This window comes from Streptomyces sp. YJ-C3, assembly GCF_053891275.1.
In genome coordinates this window covers 5709419-5724554 of record NZ_CM132685.1, presented here as the reverse complement: position 1 = coordinate 5724554, position 15136 = coordinate 5709419, and the positions used below count along the sequence as shown (strand labels likewise).

Genomic DNA, 15136 nt, shown 5'->3' with positions numbered 1-15136 from the left:
GGTCTACCGGCCGTGGCGCAGCGGAGTCAGCTGCTCGATGTCGTACCGGGTGCGGAGTTCCGCGATCGCCGCGTGGTCCGGTGGCCCGTCCGCGGAGAGGATCTCCAGCAACTCGTCGAAGTAGCGTTCGTGGTCGGGCGGGGGAGACGCCTGGAAGAACATCTTCGCCGGCGTGTCGGTCGGGTTCGCGAAAGCGTGCGGGCAGCCCGGCGGCACGACGATCACGGTTCCGGGCGTGGCCCGCACGACCTCGCCCCCCGAAGGGGAGCGCCAGCGCTGCCAGTTGTCCACGGTGCGCACGCGCGGCTCGAAGGCGAGGACGTCCAGTTCGCCTTCGAGGACGTAGAACAACTCCTCGCTCTTCGTGTGCACATGGGCGCCGACGTCGAACCCGGGAGGCACCACGACCTCGAAGCTCGAGGCGATGCGGGAATGGTCCCCGGTGACCTTGAACGTGACCTGTTGTGCCGCCGTCTGCACGGTGCGGCCGTGACCGGGCGGCACCAGAAGTCCCTCGGACGGTGTCAGCGCGGTCATCCTGCCGCCGACCAGGTCACCGGCATCGCCTCGGGACCGCGGATCAACGCCCCCTTGCGGAAGGGGACGTCTTCGGCGGGTACGGAGAGACGCAGATCGGGGAAGCGGTCCAGCAGCGCCCCCACCAGAAGCTCCGACTCGAGGCGCGCCAGCATGCCGCCGACGCAGTAGTGCGGGCCGAAGCCGAAAGAGACGTGCGGGTTCGGCGCGCGGTCGAAATCGATGCTGTCGGGATCCGGGAACACGTCGGGATCGCGGTTGGCCGAAAGGTACGACACGTAGACGGGATCGCCCTCGCTGATCCGCACGCCCGCGATGTCGACGTCCTCCATGGCGATCCGCGAGAGGCCGACAGCGCTGCGGTGCGGGATGTAGCGCAGTAGTTCGTCGATGGCCCGAGGGCGCAGCGCCGGCTCGGCGCGCAGCCGTTCGGCGAGGTCGGGGCGGGTGAGCAGGATGTAGGTCATGTTGCCGCAGTTGTTGGTGACGGCCTCGCCGCCGATCTGGACGAGCACGGCCAGACCGACCGCCTCGTCCTCGGTCAGCTCGCCCGCGCCGACCGCCGTGCCCAACAAGGACGTCACGTCCTCACCCGTGCCGTCGTCGCGCGAGCGGATCAGGCGCGCGAAGTAGGCGGACATCTCGTTCTTGGCGCGCTCGCTGACCTCGGCGCCGTGCGCGGACGACAGGATCAACTGCGTCCAGGTGTGCATCAGTTGCCGGTCGTCCGCGGGAACGCCCATGAGTTCGCAGATGACGGCGATGGGGAACGGCGCGAGCAGCCGCTCCGTGAGGTCGGCGGGCGGGCCGTCCCGCAGGACGCCCGTGACCAGTTCGTCGAGCATGTCCTGTGCCCGTGTCCGCAGCCGTTCGACGCCGCGCGCGGTGAAGGCCGCCGCGACGGAGCGGCGCAGCCGCGTGTGGTCGGGCGGGTCCGCGAAGCCGACGGCGCCCGCCTGCGGGATGAAATGCGGTGCCAGGCGGGTGACCTGACGGCCGACGACGGCCTCACGGCTGAACCGCGGATCGTTGGTCACGGTGCGCACGTCGTCGTAGCGCGTCACGAGCCAGGCCCAGCCCTCGCCGTTGGGCAGCTCGATGCGGGTCACCGGGCCCTCGTCCATCAGCCGGGACAGGACCGGGTCGAAGTCGACCCCGTGGAGGTCCAGAGCGGGCCACGGGCGGACCGGCGGGCGCGTGGTGGTGTCCTCGGTCATACGACGGCCTCCGCGAGCTCTGCGGGCCGGTCCTGGCGGCTCCAGCGCCCCAGGGACATCTCCGCGGTGATGCCGGGGCCGAACCCGGCGAGCAGGCCGCGGGCCGTGTCGGGCGCGCCGCCCTCGTCGAACAGCCGGCGCAGCGCGTCGAGCACCACGGCGCTGGCGATGTTGCCGTACTCCGTGAGCGTGGCCCGACTGAACCGGAAGGCTTCCGGCGGGACCTGGAGGAACGTGCTGAGGTCGTCCAGGATGCGCGGGCCGCCCGCGTGGATGATGTAGAAGTCCAGCTCCGAGGCGTTCCAGCCGTGCATCCCGGCCAGCTGCTTGAGGGCCGGCGCCAGCGGCTCCATGGTGGTCGGCACCCGCTTGTCGAGCATGAAGTGGAACCCGGTGGCGCGGACGTCGTACGCGATCCAGTCCTCGGTCTTCGGGATGAGGTACGAGCCGTTGCGCTCCAGGGTGATGCCCGTACCGCCGCGGCCGCGCACCACGGCCGCCGCGACGCCGTCCCCGAAGAGACCGTTCGACAGGAGGGAGCCGATGCCGAGGTCGGTCGGCTGGTAGCACAGGGAGCAGAACTCGCAGGCCACGATCAGCGCGTTCGCGTCCGGATAGGCCGTACAGAAGTCGTGCGCCCGGTTCACCGCGGCGCCGCCCGCGGCACAGCCCAGCTGGGCTATCGGTATCTGGCGGGTGTCGCTGGAGAAGTCCATCTCGTTGATCAGCCACGCCGTCAGCGACGGCATCATGAAGCCGGTGCACGACACGTAGATGATCACGTCGATGTCCTTGGTGCGCAGCCCCGCGTCGTCGAGCGCGCGGCGGACCACCGCGGGCACCCGGGCCTTGGCCTCCGCTTCGTAGAGCGCGTTGCGCTCCTTGAACCCCGGATGCTTCAGGGTCTCCTCGATCGGCTGCACGATGTGCCGGGTCCGGACGCCCGTGTTCTCGATCAGGCGGAGCGCCAGCGGGAGTTGAGGGTGACCGGCATGGTGGGAACGTGCCAGAGCGAGCGTCTCCTCCATGGTGATCACATGTTCCGGTACGGAGACAGCGGGTCTGCACAAAGTGGCCATGAGCCTGCGCCTTCTTGTCGCCCCCCGGCTGAAGGATGCCTCCCTCGATGAGGGAGGTTCACCCACGATCACCCGTCGCGCGCCGTTCGTCCCGTCGGACTACTCCATGCCGGTCGTGCGACGGGCTTGCGAAGCGCTACTCCTCGCCGGTCCCCAGCGCTGTGGCCAGGGCCGATGCCGGGTCGGAGACCGCCGGACCCGCCGGGGCCCAGCGGCCCCGCTCCTTGCGGAACGGCCACCAGCGTCCGTCGCGCCCCAGACGCAGCTGGGCGTCCTCGCCGGAGACGGTCCAGCGGCCGCGGGCGGCCTTGAGCGCGGGCTCCTCGCCCGGCTCCCAGGCCGTCGCCAGGGCGGCACGCGCGCGTGCCGCCGATTCCGGGTCCGGGGTCCACTCCTCCTCCAGGACGGCGAGGGCGGCCGCGCCTCCGTGCTCCCAGGCGCGCACGGCCAGCGCCAGGCCCTCGCGGTCCCGGCCCGATCCCCGCGCGAGCCGCTCGGCGATGTGCCGCTCCGGTCCGGCGGCGGCCAGCCGTACGGCGTCCTGCGACAGGGAGAGCTCCGGCCACGCGGCGTGCTGTTCGTGCCCCGCGGAGAGTGCCTCGGCGAGCAGCCGATGCGCCTCCACCGCGGCCTGCGCGCCCAGGAACGTCAGGGCGGCGACATCCGTGTCCTCCGGCGGCGGCGCCTCCGTGTCCAAGGACGGCGGCAGCCCCGGCTCCGGCGGCAGCCCGGGGGGTCCGGGCAGCGGCGGCAGCACGACCGCGGACGCGTAGGCCTCCGCCGCGTCCACGCCCTCGACCTCCTGGGACGGTTCGGCCTCGGGCTCGGCGCTCGCGGCGCTGCGGGCCTGGAGCTCGTCGAGGAGCGCCCGCTCGGCTCGTCCGCGCAGCAGGAGCAGCACGAACGGATCCTGGTCGAGCAGGCGGGCCAGCTGATAGCTCAGCGCGGCCGTGTGCGCGCAGTGGTCCCAGGCCCCGCAGTCGCAGCGCGGCTCCAAGTCGCCGATACCCGGCAGGAGTTCCACACCGGCGGCGGCCGCGTCCTCCACCAGGTGCGGCGGCATGTCGCGGTCCAGCAGAGCCGCGATGTGCCCGGCGCGTTCGACGACCATGTCCAGGAAGCGGTCCCAGGCGTCCTCGTCGAGCCGCTGCAGCAGCACGTCCGAGCGGTGCAGGACGCCGCCGCGGTCCTCGACGACCGCGGTGATGCGCCCCGGCCGCACCGACACCGCGCCCACCGCCCCGGCACGCGCCAGCCTGCGTCCCGCCTTGAGCTGTGCCAGGTCGAGCGCCGTGTCCTCCAGGGCCTTCACCCAGGCCTGCCCCCACCACGTCCCGGCGAAGCCCCGGCCGTGCGCGGCCGGCAGCGCGGCGAACGTGCGCTCCTCGGTGTCCGCGTCGTCGGGGAACGCGCCCTGCTCGTCGTACGGCTCACTCATCGGGCGCCCCCTCGCAGCTCGACCAGATCGGCCAGCTCGGCATCGGTCAGTTCGGTCAGGGCCGACTCGCCCGCGCCGAGCACCGCGTCCGCCAGCTCCCGCTTGCGCAGCAGCATGTCGGCGATGCGGTCCTCGATCGTCCCCTCGGCGATCAGCCGGTGCACCTGCACCGGACGGGTCTGCCCGATGCGGTACGCGCGGTCCGTGGCCTGGGCCTCCACGGCCGGGTTCCACCAGCGGTCGTAGTGCACCACGTGTTCCGCGCGCGTGAGATTGAGCCCGGTGCCCGCGGCCTTCAAGGAGAGCAGGAAGACCGGCACGTCCCCGTCCTGGAAGCGCTGCACCATGGCTTCGCGCCCCGCGACCGGGGTACCTCCGTGCAAGAACTGCGACGGAATTCCGCGCCCCGCCAGATGCCGCTCCACAAGGCGCGCCATCTGCACGTACTGGGTGAAGACCAGCACGCTCGCGCCCTCGGCCAGGATCGTGTCCAGCAGTTCGTCGAGGAGCTCCAGTTTTCCGGAGCGGCCGGCGATGCGCGGCTCGTCCTCCTTCAGGTACTGCGCCGGGTGGTTGCAGATCTGCTTGAGGGCCGTCAACAGCTTGACGATCAGGCCGCGCCGTTCGAAACCGTCCGCTCCTGAGATCTCCGCGAGGGTCTCGCGCACCACCGCTTCGTAGAGGCCTGTCTGCTCCTTGGTGAGGGAGACGGCCCGATCGGTCTCGGTCTTCGGCGGCAGCTCGGGGGCGATGCCCGGGTCGGACTTGCGGCGCCGCAACAAGAAGGGACGCACCAACTTCGCCAGGCGCTCCGCCGCGGCCGGATCCTTGCCTCCCTCGACGGCCTGCGCGTAGCGCGTGCGGAAGGTGCCGAGTCGGCCCAGAAGACCCGGCGTGGTCCAGTCGAGGATCGCCCACAGCTCCGAGAGGTTGTTCTCCACCGGGGTGCCCGTGAGCGCCACCCGCGCGCGGGCACCGATGGTGCGCAGCTCCTTGGCCGTGGCCGAATGCGGGTTCTTCACATGTTGCGCCTCGTCGGTGACCACCATCCCCCAGGACACCTCCGCCAGTTGAGCAGCGTCCAGGCGCATGGTGCCGTACGTGGTGAGCACGAACTCCCCGTCGGCCAGGTCCTCCAGGGAGCGGCGCCCGCCGTGGAAGCGGCGTACCGCGGTACCCGGCGCGAACTTCTCGATCTCGCGCTGCCAGTTGCCCATGAGCGACGTCGGGCAGATCACGAGCGTGGGTCCGGCTGTCTCCCGTGCGTCCTGCCGGTGCAGGTGCAGCGAGATCAGCGTGATCGTCTTGCCGAGGCCCATGTCGTCGGCGAGGCAGGCGCCGAGGCCGAGCGAGGTCATGCGGGCCAGCCAGTTCAGGCCGCGCAACTGGTAGTCGCGCAGCTCGGCGGCGAGCGCGGCCGGCTGCCCGACGGGGTCCATGCCCTCGGGGTCCGCCAGGCGGTCCCTGAGCCCCGTCAGCCAGCCGGTGGGCCGCACGTCGACCCGGCGGCCGTCGATCTCGGTGGAGCCCGTCAGCACGGCGCTCAGCGCGTCGACCGGCGTCACCTTGCGGTCCTGGTGGGCACGGGCGCGCCGGGCCTGCTCGGGATCGACGAGCACCCACTGGTCGCGCAGCCGCACGACGGGACGGTTCGCCTCGGCGAGCCGGTCCAGTTCCTCGCGGCTCAACTCCTGGTCGCCGATGGCGAACCACCAGTTGAACGCCAGCAGCGCGTCGGCGGACAGGAACGACGGGGCGCCCGAGGAGAGCGCGTCCTGGCCGTCGCCCTCGGGCGGACCGATCACCGCCCGGGCCGTCAGCTTGCGGGCCATCTCCCTGGGCCAGTGCACCTCGACCCCGGCCGCGGACAGCGCCCGTGTCCCTTCCCCGAGCAGCTCGCTCACCTCGTCGTCGGCCAGCTCGACCGCGTCCGGGACGGTGGCGGACAGCAGCGGGGCCAACGGCGTCCACGCGCGCGCGGCACGTCGCAGGGCCAGCAGCGCGTCCATCCGCGCCCGCGCCCCGAACGCCTTGCCGGAGGCGCCGACGCCCGCCCAGACCTCGGCCGCGTCCGCGACCAGCGCGGGATCGCTGACGCTGTGCATCTGCAGCACGGCGCGGAACGGCAGGCGGGTCTCGTCGTCGGTGACCTGTGCGAGACCGGGCACCTCCACACGCAGCGAGATCCGCACGCCCGCGTCGTGCCCGGCCGCCACGTCGGACGCCCACGGCCGCAGCTCGGGAACCCGTTGCGGTGCCCGCGCCGCGAACGCCGGGGTGCCCGTGGCGAGCGCGGCGGCGGGGGAGCGGGGCAGGGTGTCGGCCACCGCGTCGAGGAAGGCCCGCAGCAGCCGCTCGGGGGCGTGCAGCCGTAGCGGTCCGCTGTCGTCCATGGGAGCCGCGTGGGCCTCGGGCGGCATCGCGGCGGCCAGCTCCCGCACCCGTTCCAGATCCTCGGGCCGCAGCGGCCCGGCACGCCACGCGTCGTGATCATCGGCGCTCAGCCCGGGCAACAGCATCCCCCGAGCGGCGAGTTGGAGCGCGAGCAGGGCGGCCGCACCCCAGAAGGCCGTCGTCGAGTCGGCCTGCGCGGAGGCACGCGCGCGCGTGAGGACCGGAAGCGCCGACCGCACGGGCAGCGCGACCGCGGTGACCGTCACCCGCTCGACACCGTCGGCACCGCCGTCCTCGGGCAGCGCCAGCGACAGCTCGACGCGGGTGCCCGCGTCCGGGAGGGGCGGCTCGCCGCCGTCGGGTCGCCAGAAGGCGACGGTCGAGGTGCGCGCCGGGTCTCCCGGCGTGAACACCGCACAGCAGCGGACGAGTTCGGAGGTCTCGACGGGAGTGGGTGCGGGATGCGTGTGCTCGGAGATGGCAGCTTCCTCGTATTCCTCAATTTTGACTACTCGCCCTGGAGTCGGCGAGGGTACACCGCCGTCACCGCCGGACGGACGCCTTCATGTCGTGATGTGTCTCACCGAACCCTCAAGGGTGTGGCTAACCCCCCGTCGGGGGCGGGCTGGCCCCCTCCCGCAGTCGGGTGGTGGCGCCATGGCTGTCCAAGGCCCCTGATTCATAGGTTTTTCGAGGCCGGGCCGATGCGAGGTCCGCCGTATCGACCCCGCCCTCCAGAGACGGAGAACTGCCATGGCCTTGGCCGTCGGAACCCTCCCGGAAGACGCCACAGGAGCCGCCGCGCGGCAGTCCCCACCGGAAGGAGGAAGCGAGTTCACGCCGCTGCTCCGCGCCATCAAGGGGCAGGGCCTGCTGGACCGGCGCACCGGCTGGTACCTGCGCACCATAGGAGTCAACGCCCTGACCCTGGCCGCGGTCGTCACCGGCATGGCGCTCATCGGCAGTACCTGGTGGGTACTCGCCCTGGCCCCCGCCCTCGCCGTCCTGTGTGCGCGCACGGCATTCATCGGCCACGACGCGGGCCACGCCCAGATCACCGGAAACCGGTCGGCGAGCCGCGTCATCGGCCTGATCCACGGCAACCTGTTGCTGGGCATGAGCTACGCGTGGTGGAACGACAAGCACAACAGGCACCACGCCAACCCCAACCACATCGACAAGGATCCCGACGTGGCCGCCGACGTGCTCGTGTTCACCAGCGGGCAGGCCGCGACACGCGTGGGCCTGCGCGGCTGGCTCACCCGCCACCAGGCCTGGTTGTTCTTCCCGCTCACGCTGCTCGAAGGCCTCGCCCTGAAGCTCTACGGCTTTCAGGACCTGCGCCGGCAGACCGGCCGGGAGCGCCTGGTGGAGGGTGCGCTCCTCGTGGCCCACGTCGTCGGCTACGTGACCCTGCTGCTGACCACCATGCCGCTCGGCCACGCACTCGCCTTCGCCGCGCTCCACCAGGCGCTGTTCGGGTTGCACCTGGGCATGGCCTTCGCGCCCAACCACAAGGGCATGGACATGCCCGACCCCGATGGCGACAAGTGGGGCCACCTGCGACGCCAGGTCCTCACGTCGCGGAACATCAAGGGCGGCGCCCTGACCGACTGGTTCCTCGGAGGTCTCAACTACCAGATCGAGCACCACCTCTTCCCGAGCATGCCCCGGCCCCATCTGCGGCTCGCGCAGCCCATGGTGAAGGCCCACTGCCGCGACCTGGGCATCCCGTTCGCGGAGACCGGACTCGTCGACTCCTATCGCCAGGCCCTGCGCCACATGTATGAAGTGGGAGAGCCCCTGAGGGCCGACATCTGACGTGCCTCCCGGCAGTGGTACGCCGTCCCGGGGGTATCTCAGGGGCGCGGGATCAGGGTCGTATCAGGGTCGTGCGCCGGAACCGTGGACGTCGCGGGCCCGTTTCTCAGAGCAGAGGCGAGCCCGCCCCACCCAGCCGAGGGCGAGCCGCCCCGAAGGAGGCCACACACATGTCGAAGAACGCGAAGATCGCCGCGGGAGGCGTGGCAGCCGGGATCATCCTGCTGATCTGGCTGCCTTGGTGGGCGGCCCTGCTCATCGTGCTCGGCGTGCCCACCGCCGCGTACCTGATGCTCGACTCCTCGCAGCGGCGCAGGCTCCGCCGCGTCACCCGCAGGGAGATCGGGCGCTAAGAGGCGCTCACCGAGCACGAGTTGACGACGTCACCGTCCGTGGGCCGTGCGACGGTCCGGTCCGCGGGCGGCTTCGTCCCGCTCCGCACCCAACGGGTGAGCGTGTCGAAGGCGTCGCGGTAGCACGGCAGGATCGGCCGGAGCCGGTCGGGATAGGTGTCGTACAGGCCGTCCGTGTGCGTGCCGCCGCTGATCCTGTACGTGCGATGCAGCCGGCCGCGCCCCTCGGCATCGGTCATGCGCGCGTACACATCCGCGTCCGTCGCGATCGGCAGCAGCGTGTCCAGATCGCCCTGGAGGGTGATCAGCGGCTTCCCGACGCGTCCGGTCAGCGCCACGCGCGCGACGGCCCGGCGCACCGAGGCGGGGCGTGTCGCGTAGTCGTAGACGGCGTCGGACGCACACGGGGCGAGGATCTCCTCCGTCGTCGAACCGGCGGACGTACCGGGGCAGTCGGCGTCGTACCCGGGGTCGAACTCCGCGCGGTACACCTTCTGCGTGAGCCCCCAGTACGCCTTCTGGTGATACGGCCACAGGAACTCCGAGCCGCGCGCGAAACCCGCCGCATACATGTCGCCCGCATCAGCCGTTCCCTGCCCGAGCGCCACGGCCGTGGGCAGGGAGGTCAACAGATTGGGCCCGTCCGCCGTCCACAGGACGCCTTCCCAGTCGACACCCCCGTCGTACAGCTCCGGACGGTTCTCCAACTGCCAGCGCGTGAGATACCCCGCATTGGAGATGCCGGTCATGAACGTGCGCTGCGGCGCGCGACCGTAGCGCTGGGCCACGGCCTTCTTGGCGGCCCGGGTGAGCTGTGTCGTGCGGGCGTTCCACTCGGCGACGGCGTCCCCGGGACGCGCCCCGTCCCGGTAGAAGTCCGGTCCTGTGTTGCCCTTGTCGGTCGCCGCGTACGCGTACCCCTGGGACAGGACCCGGTCGGAGATCGCCTTGTCGGTCGCGTACTGCTTGCGGTTGCCCGGCGAGGCGGTCACCACCAGGCCGCCGTTCCAGCGGTCGGGCAGCCGGACCACGAACTGGGCGTCGTGGTCCCAGCCGTGGGTCGTGTTCGTGTGCGAGTCGTCACCGAAGTATCCGTCGATCTGCATCCCGGGCACGCCCGACGGGTTCCGCGTCCCGGCCGCGGTCAGACCGGCCTGGTCGGCGGTGTCGGTGTACGGGGTGCCCGCGAGACCGGCGGTCGTCAGGTCGTCCAGGCAGGCCCGTTGCTGGAACTGTGCGCCCGGCACGCGCGCGTGCGTCTGGCGCGTGCAAGGGGCCTCGTGCGGGGAGGCCGCGCTCGCGGCCTGCGGCCCAGAAGCGGCCAGGGCCACGAGCGCCGTGGCCAACAAAGGAACGGATCTGGGCGTGCGCATGGGGAGGCCTCCTCGAAGTGGCGGGAAGAGACCTCATCGTCGAGGTGGAGCCGGTCCACATCCATGGTGCGGGGCCACATGCGGCGCTCCCGGACCATGTGGTGACGGCGGTTCAGACCGGCCGTACGGCCATCTTGTCGAGCGCTTCCAGGAGGCTGGGCAGTTCCGGGCCCCGGCCGACCGGCAGCACCTCGCCCGGCTCGTCGTCGAGCAGGATGAAGGCGATGTCGTCCGTGCGCGCCACCATCGACCAGCCCGGTCCGTCGGCCCGCAGCGTCCGCGCGTCGCCCGACGCGAACGCGGACCGCACCCGGCCCAGCGGCGGAGGAGCGTCCACGTAGGCACGCGCTTCGGCGAGAGCCCGCCGGATGCCCAGGTGCGAACCGCCCGACGAGGTCTCTGCGTCGTCCCCGTCGGCGCCCTCCTCGGCCGCCGTGCCCTCGGTACCGGTGGCGAACTGGGAGTCGTCGATCTGCTCACGCCACGTGGCCCACTGCAGCGCGATCTCGTCCGCCCCCAGGCGCCGCTGCGCCGGACCCCACGTCTGCGTGTCGGGCGGGCAGAGCGCCGGCATCTCGTCGATGTCCGGGTCGGGCTCGGGATCGTGCGGATCCGGCACGCCCGGCGCCGCCACCGCCAGCGCGAGCGGCCAGCCCGGCAGGGCGGCGACCATGCTGTTCTCGTCGGGGGAGAGGTCGTACTCCATGCCGCAGTCCCAGGAGGCGATCGCCACGGCGACCAGGGACACGTCGTCGACGACCACCGTCCAGCGGGCGCCCTGCGCGTCCTGGCCGAGGACCAGTCCGTACCCGTCGGCAGGCGGCGCCAGACCCAGTGCCGCGCATGCCTCGGGGTAGTCGTCGCCGAGCACACTGGGGAACTTCGCGGGCGTCAGCAACACCGCCGTGAGTACGTACAGCGCGTCGTCCCCGACGGCGACAGCGTCGTCCGTCCCGGCCATGCCAGCCTCCCCTGAGGTTCGTTCCGTCGGCGTGACCTTAGTCAGTCGCGGACGATGTCGTACAGGGGCGATGACCAGGAAAATCAGTGGTCAGTCCGGTTACTCGCGCCCACCGTGGACGGCATGTCGACATCTCGTGTGCACTTTGTGTGCCTCGCGTGCCGGGTCTCGTTCAAGAAGGCGGGCACACACGGGCGGGCACGGCGCGATGTCCGCCCGCGCTGCGAGGGGAAGTCGATCGAGGCGGGCGCGACGCCGGCCGCGCCCGAGCGCCGTGACATCGCGGGCCGGCGCGCTCTCGGGGCGGTCCTGGAGGCCGGTATCCGTTGTCGCGCGGCCTGCCGCGGATGCGTCCTGGTTATCGACCGCGCACGCCGCGCGGGGTCGTGAACGCCTCGCGCACGCGGCCGGCACCGGCGTCTGCGCGCGCACGGCCCTTCAGCGCGCCGACCCGTCGCACGCCGATGTCAGGCGGCGGGCAGGCCGAGGAGGCTCCGCGCCACGGCTTTCGGCGGCTGGTCCCGCTCCCGTGCGAGGGCGATGAGGGCCCGGCACGCCAATTCGTTCACACCGAAGACCAGTGCGCCGGGTTCCACCCAGCCGGCGGCCTCGTCGATCCGCTCCTGATCGTCCTCGACGCAGGCCGCCACATAGGTGGCTGCCGCTTCGAACAGGTTGTGCGGGCGCCGCCGTCCTTCGGCGGGCCGGGCGGCCTCGCGCACGGAATGTTCGGCTTCCCGCAGCCGTTCCTCGCGTCGGGCGACCCTCTTGCGCCAGGTGCTCCATGATTTCCGGACTCTGCCGAGCATGCGCGTCACCGTCCCCTGCCGATGGCCGCTGGGTCGGCCTTCGACTTGTCAACTGCCTTTACCCGTTGTGGAGTTGCCTCAATGGTGACAGAAGCGGGTCGGGGTGTTCCCGTCTTGGGGAGGTCAGCAGCCCGCGGATTCCAGGTCCTTGAGCGTGTCGCGCAGCCAGCCGAGCTCGGCGCGACTCGTGGCCCGCGCGATGGTGAGAATCCCGCGCCGGAAGGGATCCTCCAACTCCTCCGCTCGCAGCGGGCGCTCACCCTCGTAGAAGAAGCTCGCGGGCTCCTCCAGGAAGTCGAGCCGGCGGTGCAGCACGTCCGCCTGCTCCTGAGGGTCGTCCAGGTGGCGCAGGAAGGCGAGCACGGTGAACCAGCGGTTCTCGTCGGTGATGTCGGACCGGGCCGGCTCGCGCAGCCTGCGGCGCAGCTCCTGGCGGCCTTCCTCGGTGAGGCTCAGTACGTGCCGTGGCGCCGCCGCCGCGCCCGGCTGCTGCTCGCGCGCGAGCAGTCCCGCCTTCTCCAGGCGCTTGATCGCCGGGTACAGCGTGCTCTCGGCGACCGGCCGCACGTGCCCGGTGAGTGCGGTGATGCGCTTGCGCAGCTCATAGCCGTGCAGCGGCGCTCCGTAGAGGAATCCGAGGATGGCGAGCTCCAGCATGTGCCCATTGTGGCCCACGGGAACGCTCGCGCTGTACATCGTTTACGAAGTACTACGTGACCGATGTATGGTCGGTCGGCAGTGCGACTGAGGATGCGAACAAGGAGGACGTCATGCGGCAGGCGCAGTTCGACGCGCAGGGGAGTCGGATCCGGTGGACGGAAGCGCCGGGCGAGGAGCCCGCGAGGGTCTACGTCCACGGACTCGGCTCGGCCTCGACGGTGTACCACGCGCACATCGCGGCCCGGCCCGAACTGGCCGGCCGCCGCTCCTTGTTCGTGGATCTGCCCGGTCACGGGATCAGCGACCGCCCCGCCGGATTCGGGTACACCCTGGAGGACCACGCCGACGCACTGGCCGCGGCGCTCGACGCCGCGGAGGTGAGCGGGGCCGAGATCATCGGGCACAGCATGGGCGGCGCCGTGGCGATCGTTCTGGCGCACCGGCGGGCCGACCTCGTCTCGCGGCTGGTCGTCACCGAGGGGAACCTCGATCCGCACCCGGGTCCCACCGCGGGCAGCAGCGGAATCGCGAGCTACGGAGAGGCGGAGTACGTGACGGGTGGCGGCCACGCGCGTGTGCTCGAGAAGGTCGGCCCGCTGTGGGCCGCCACCATGCGCCTCGCCGACCCGCTCGCCCTGCACCGCACGGCGGTCGGGCTGGTGCGCGGCACGGAGCCCACGATGCGGCGCATGCTGCAGGAATCGACGGCCGAGCGCGTCTACCTCCAGGGCGTACGGACCGGTGAACTCCCCGGCAAGGAGGGCCTGGAGGCGGCCGGTGTCCACGTTGTCGACGTTCCGGACGCGGGGCACAACGTCATGTTCGACAACCCGGACGCCTTCGCGGCGGCCGTCAAGGGATAGCCTCCCCGCTCAGCCCTCGCGCACCGCCAGCGCCAGGAACCGCGCGTCCTCGTCGACGTACGACGTCATGCGCCAGCCCGAACCGGCGAGCAGAGGGCGCAGATGGGGCTCGGCCCGCAGGTCCTCCGGCGTGATCTGCCGCCCCTGGCGCGCGGCGAGGGCCCTGCGCCCGATCGGATGGAAGAGCGCGAGCAGACCGCCGGGCCGCACCACACGCCACAACTCGCGCAGGTTCTCCGCCGGTTGTGGAAGGTGCGAGATGAGGCCCGCGCCGAACACCGCGTCCAGTGATGCCGAGCGCAGCGGCAGCCGCGACACGTCCGCGTGCAGCAACTGTCCCTGCCCGTCCCGCCCGGCCCGTACGGCGGCCGCCAGCATGGCCGGTGTCAGATCGGCGCCGAGCACCACGCCCGAAGGCCCCACCGCCGCGCGCAGCGGCGGCAGCGCGCGCCCCGTACCGCAGCCGGCGTCCAGGACCCGGCCGCCCGGGCGCAGGCCCAGCGCGGCGACCGCGGCGGCGTAGGCCGGACCGTCGTCGGGGAAGCGGGAATCCCAGTCGGCGGCCCGTGCCGTGAAGAACTCCTGCACGCGTGTGGCGTCATCGCTCATGCGCTCCATGATTGCGCAGCCCACCGACAGACGACGCGACACGATGGAGGGACCTCGGGTCGAAAGCTCCCTATCCGAACCGAAACCGTCGCATGCACGTGCGGTGCACATGTTCGACCCTGCAGCGATCGTTCAGAAGCGCATCTCTGTCATATCCCAGCAGCTTTCGAAATGCGCCCCTGTTGTGCGCCCCCACCACGACTAGCTTCCCGGGCCATGGGACACCTGGACCACGCCGCGTTCGGCTGGCTTACCCCTGTGTTGTCGTACGCGATGGCCTGCATCGGTGCCGCACTCGCGCTGCGCTGCACCGTGCGCGCCCTGAGCGCCACGGGGCGGACCCGCCGCAACTGGCTCGTGACCGCGGCCTCCGCCCTCGGCACCGGCATCTGGACGATGCACTTCGTCGCGATGCTCGGCTTCGGCGTCAGCGGCACCGAGATCCGCTACAACGTGCCGCTGACCATCCTCAGCCTCGTCGTCGCCGTGGTCGTGGTCGGCGTCGGGGTCTTCGCCGTCGGCTACGGCCACGACCGGGGCCGCGCCCTCGCCCTGGGCGGCCTCACCACCGGGCTCGGGGTCGCCAGCATGCATTACCTCGGCATGGCGGCTCTGCGCCTGCACGGCCGGGTCGGCTACGAACCGCTTCTGGTCGCGCTCTCCGTCGCCATCGCCGTCGTCGCGGCGACCGTGGCCCTGTGGGCCGGCCTCAACATCAAGTCGCCGGCGGCCGTGGCTGTCGCGTCCCTCGTGATGGGCGGCGCCGTGAGCAGCATGCACTACACCGGAATGATGGCGGTGAGCGTGCGCGTGGCACCCTCCTCGGCCGCGCTCCCCGGCGCGACGGCGATGCAGTTCATCTTCCCGCTCGCCGTGGGACTGGGCTCCTACCTGTTCCTGACGTCGGCGTTCGTCGCGCTGTCCCCGACCGTCGACCAGCGGGAGACCTCCGCGACGACGCCACCGCCGGTGGAGAGCCTGGCCCGTTGACGCAACCGCGCCGACCCCGCCCCAGACCCCGG

The 15136-nt window shown here is 71.9% G+C and carries 14 protein-coding genes; 4 read left to right on the top strand and 10 right to left on the bottom strand.

What is annotated here, in order from left to right:
• Window positions 1-3: 3 nt before the first annotated feature.
• The 5 genes from ACVHNB_RS25510 to ACVHNB_RS25490 all read right to left on the bottom strand — a co-directional run bounded on the left by ACVHNB_RS25510 (window position 4) and on the right by ACVHNB_RS25490 (window position 7078).
• Window positions 4-537 (bottom strand): cupin domain-containing protein, encoded by a 534-nt coding sequence (locus tag ACVHNB_RS25510; protein WP_428956361.1) that lies wholly within the window; start codon window positions 535-537, stop codon window positions 4-6.
• Window positions 534-1754, bottom strand: a complete 1221-nt coding sequence (locus ACVHNB_RS25505) for a cytochrome P450 (protein WP_456226000.1) — start codon at window positions 1752-1754, stop codon at window positions 534-536. Before ACVHNB_RS25505 ends, ACVHNB_RS25510 begins: the two co-directional genes overlap by 4 nt.
• Window positions 1751-2833: a type III polyketide synthase gene (locus ACVHNB_RS25500; protein WP_428956363.1), complete on the bottom strand. Its 1083-nt coding sequence runs from the start codon at window positions 2831-2833 to the stop codon at window positions 1751-1753. The genes ACVHNB_RS25505 and ACVHNB_RS25500 overlap by 4 nt, the downstream gene beginning before the upstream one ends.
• A gap of 136 nt (window positions 2834-2969) precedes the next feature.
• Window positions 2970-4271: an SWIM zinc finger family protein gene (locus ACVHNB_RS25495; protein ID WP_456225999.1), complete on the bottom strand. Its 1302-nt coding sequence runs from the start codon at window positions 4269-4271 to the stop codon at window positions 2970-2972.
• Window positions 4268-7078: a DEAD/DEAH box helicase gene (locus ACVHNB_RS25490; protein ID WP_456225998.1), complete on the bottom strand. Its 2811-nt coding sequence runs from the start codon at window positions 7076-7078 to the stop codon at window positions 4268-4270. Before ACVHNB_RS25490 ends, ACVHNB_RS25495 begins: the two co-directional genes overlap by 4 nt.
• A 340-nt stretch (window positions 7079-7418) precedes the next feature.
• Between ACVHNB_RS25490 and ACVHNB_RS25485 the strand changes: the two genes are divergently transcribed.
• Window positions 7419-8486 carry a fatty acid desaturase family protein gene (locus ACVHNB_RS25485; protein ID WP_428956366.1) on the top strand — a complete coding sequence of 356 codons (1068 nt, stop codon included), beginning with the start codon at window positions 7419-7421 and terminating at the stop codon, window positions 8484-8486.
• A 170-nt stretch (window positions 8487-8656) separates the two neighbouring features.
• Window positions 8657-8839, top strand: a complete 183-nt coding sequence (locus tag ACVHNB_RS25480; protein ID WP_428956367.1) for a hypothetical protein — start codon at window positions 8657-8659, stop codon at window positions 8837-8839.
• Here the strand turns inward: ACVHNB_RS25480 and ACVHNB_RS25475 are convergent.
• The 4 genes from ACVHNB_RS25475 to ACVHNB_RS25460 form a co-directional block, all read right to left on the bottom strand.
• Entirely contained in the window at window positions 8836-10212 is a 1377-nt protein-coding gene (locus ACVHNB_RS25475) for a tannase/feruloyl esterase family alpha/beta hydrolase (protein WP_456225997.1), read from the bottom strand. The genes ACVHNB_RS25480 and ACVHNB_RS25475 overlap by 4 nt on opposite strands.
• Before the next feature lie 112 nt (window positions 10213-10324).
• Window positions 10325-11173 (bottom strand): hypothetical protein, encoded by an 849-nt coding sequence (locus ACVHNB_RS25470; RefSeq protein ID WP_428956369.1) that lies wholly within the window; start codon window positions 11171-11173, stop codon window positions 10325-10327.
• A 467-nt stretch (window positions 11174-11640) separates the two neighbouring features.
• A complete protein-coding gene (locus tag ACVHNB_RS25465) occupies window positions 11641-11982 on the bottom strand; it encodes a hypothetical protein (RefSeq protein ID WP_456225996.1) in 342 nt (113 codons plus the stop codon).
• Between the two features lie 123 nt (window positions 11983-12105).
• A complete protein-coding gene (locus tag ACVHNB_RS25460) occupies window positions 12106-12639 on the bottom strand; it encodes a PadR family transcriptional regulator (protein WP_428956371.1) in 534 nt (177 codons plus the stop codon).
• A 113-nt stretch (window positions 12640-12752) separates the two neighbouring features.
• Here ACVHNB_RS25460 and ACVHNB_RS25455 point away from each other — a divergent pair, with 113 nt between their 5' ends.
• The gene (locus ACVHNB_RS25455) at window positions 12753-13505 is read left to right on the top strand and encodes an alpha/beta fold hydrolase (protein WP_456225995.1); all 753 of its coding nucleotides are present in this window, start codon (window positions 12753-12755) and stop codon (window positions 13503-13505) included.
• A gap of 9 nt (window positions 13506-13514) precedes the next feature.
• On the opposite strand, the gene ACVHNB_RS25450 is transcribed toward ACVHNB_RS25455, so the two are convergent.
• A complete protein-coding gene (locus ACVHNB_RS25450; RefSeq protein WP_456225994.1) occupies window positions 13515-14114 on the bottom strand; it encodes a class I SAM-dependent methyltransferase in 600 nt (199 codons plus the stop codon).
• Window positions 14115-14330: 216 nt separating this feature from the next.
• Between ACVHNB_RS25450 and ACVHNB_RS25445 the strand changes: the two genes are divergently transcribed.
• Complete coding sequence (locus ACVHNB_RS25445; protein WP_428956374.1) at window positions 14331-15104, top strand: MHYT domain-containing protein; 774 nt, start codon at window positions 14331-14333, stop codon at window positions 15102-15104.
• The last annotated feature ends 32 nt before the right edge of the window (window positions 15105-15136 follow it).

Bases quoted from the DNA above. Each gene is read 5' to 3' on its own strand.
- ACVHNB_RS25510 (WP_428956361.1), bottom strand. From the start codon at position 537: ATGACCGCGCTGACACCGTCCGAGGGACTTCTGGTGCCGCCCGGTCAC.
- ACVHNB_RS25505 (WP_456226000.1), bottom strand. From the start codon at position 1,754: ATGACCGAGGACACCACCACGCGCCCGCCGGTCCGCCCGTGGCCCGCT.
- ACVHNB_RS25500 (WP_428956363.1), bottom strand. From the start codon at position 2,833: ATGGCCACTTTGTGCAGACCCGCTGTCTCCGTACCGGAACATGTGATC.
- ACVHNB_RS25495 (WP_456225999.1), bottom strand. From the start codon at position 4,271: ATGAGTGAGCCGTACGACGAGCAGGGCGCGTTCCCCGACGACGCGGAC.
- ACVHNB_RS25485 (WP_428956366.1), top strand. From the start codon at position 7,419: ATGGCCTTGGCCGTCGGAACCCTCCCGGAAGACGCCACAGGAGCCGCC.
- ACVHNB_RS25480 (WP_428956367.1), top strand. From the start codon at position 8,657: ATGTCGAAGAACGCGAAGATCGCCGCGGGAGGCGTGGCAGCCGGGATC.
- ACVHNB_RS25475 (WP_456225997.1), bottom strand. From the start codon at position 10,212: ATGCGCACGCCCAGATCCGTTCCTTTGTTGGCCACGGCGCTCGTGGCC.
- ACVHNB_RS25470 (WP_428956369.1), bottom strand. From the start codon at position 11,173: ATGGCCGGGACGGACGACGCTGTCGCCGTCGGGGACGACGCGCTGTAC.
- ACVHNB_RS25465 (WP_456225996.1), bottom strand. From the start codon at position 11,982: ATGCTCGGCAGAGTCCGGAAATCATGGAGCACCTGGCGCAAGAGGGTC.
- ACVHNB_RS25460 (WP_428956371.1), bottom strand. From the start codon at position 12,639: ATGCTGGAGCTCGCCATCCTCGGATTCCTCTACGGAGCGCCGCTGCAC.
- ACVHNB_RS25455 (WP_456225995.1), top strand. From the start codon at position 12,753: ATGCGGCAGGCGCAGTTCGACGCGCAGGGGAGTCGGATCCGGTGGACG.
- ACVHNB_RS25450 (WP_456225994.1), bottom strand. From the start codon at position 14,114: ATGAGCGATGACGCCACACGCGTGCAGGAGTTCTTCACGGCACGGGCC.
- ACVHNB_RS25445 (WP_428956374.1), top strand. From the start codon at position 14,331: ATGGGACACCTGGACCACGCCGCGTTCGGCTGGCTTACCCCTGTGTTG.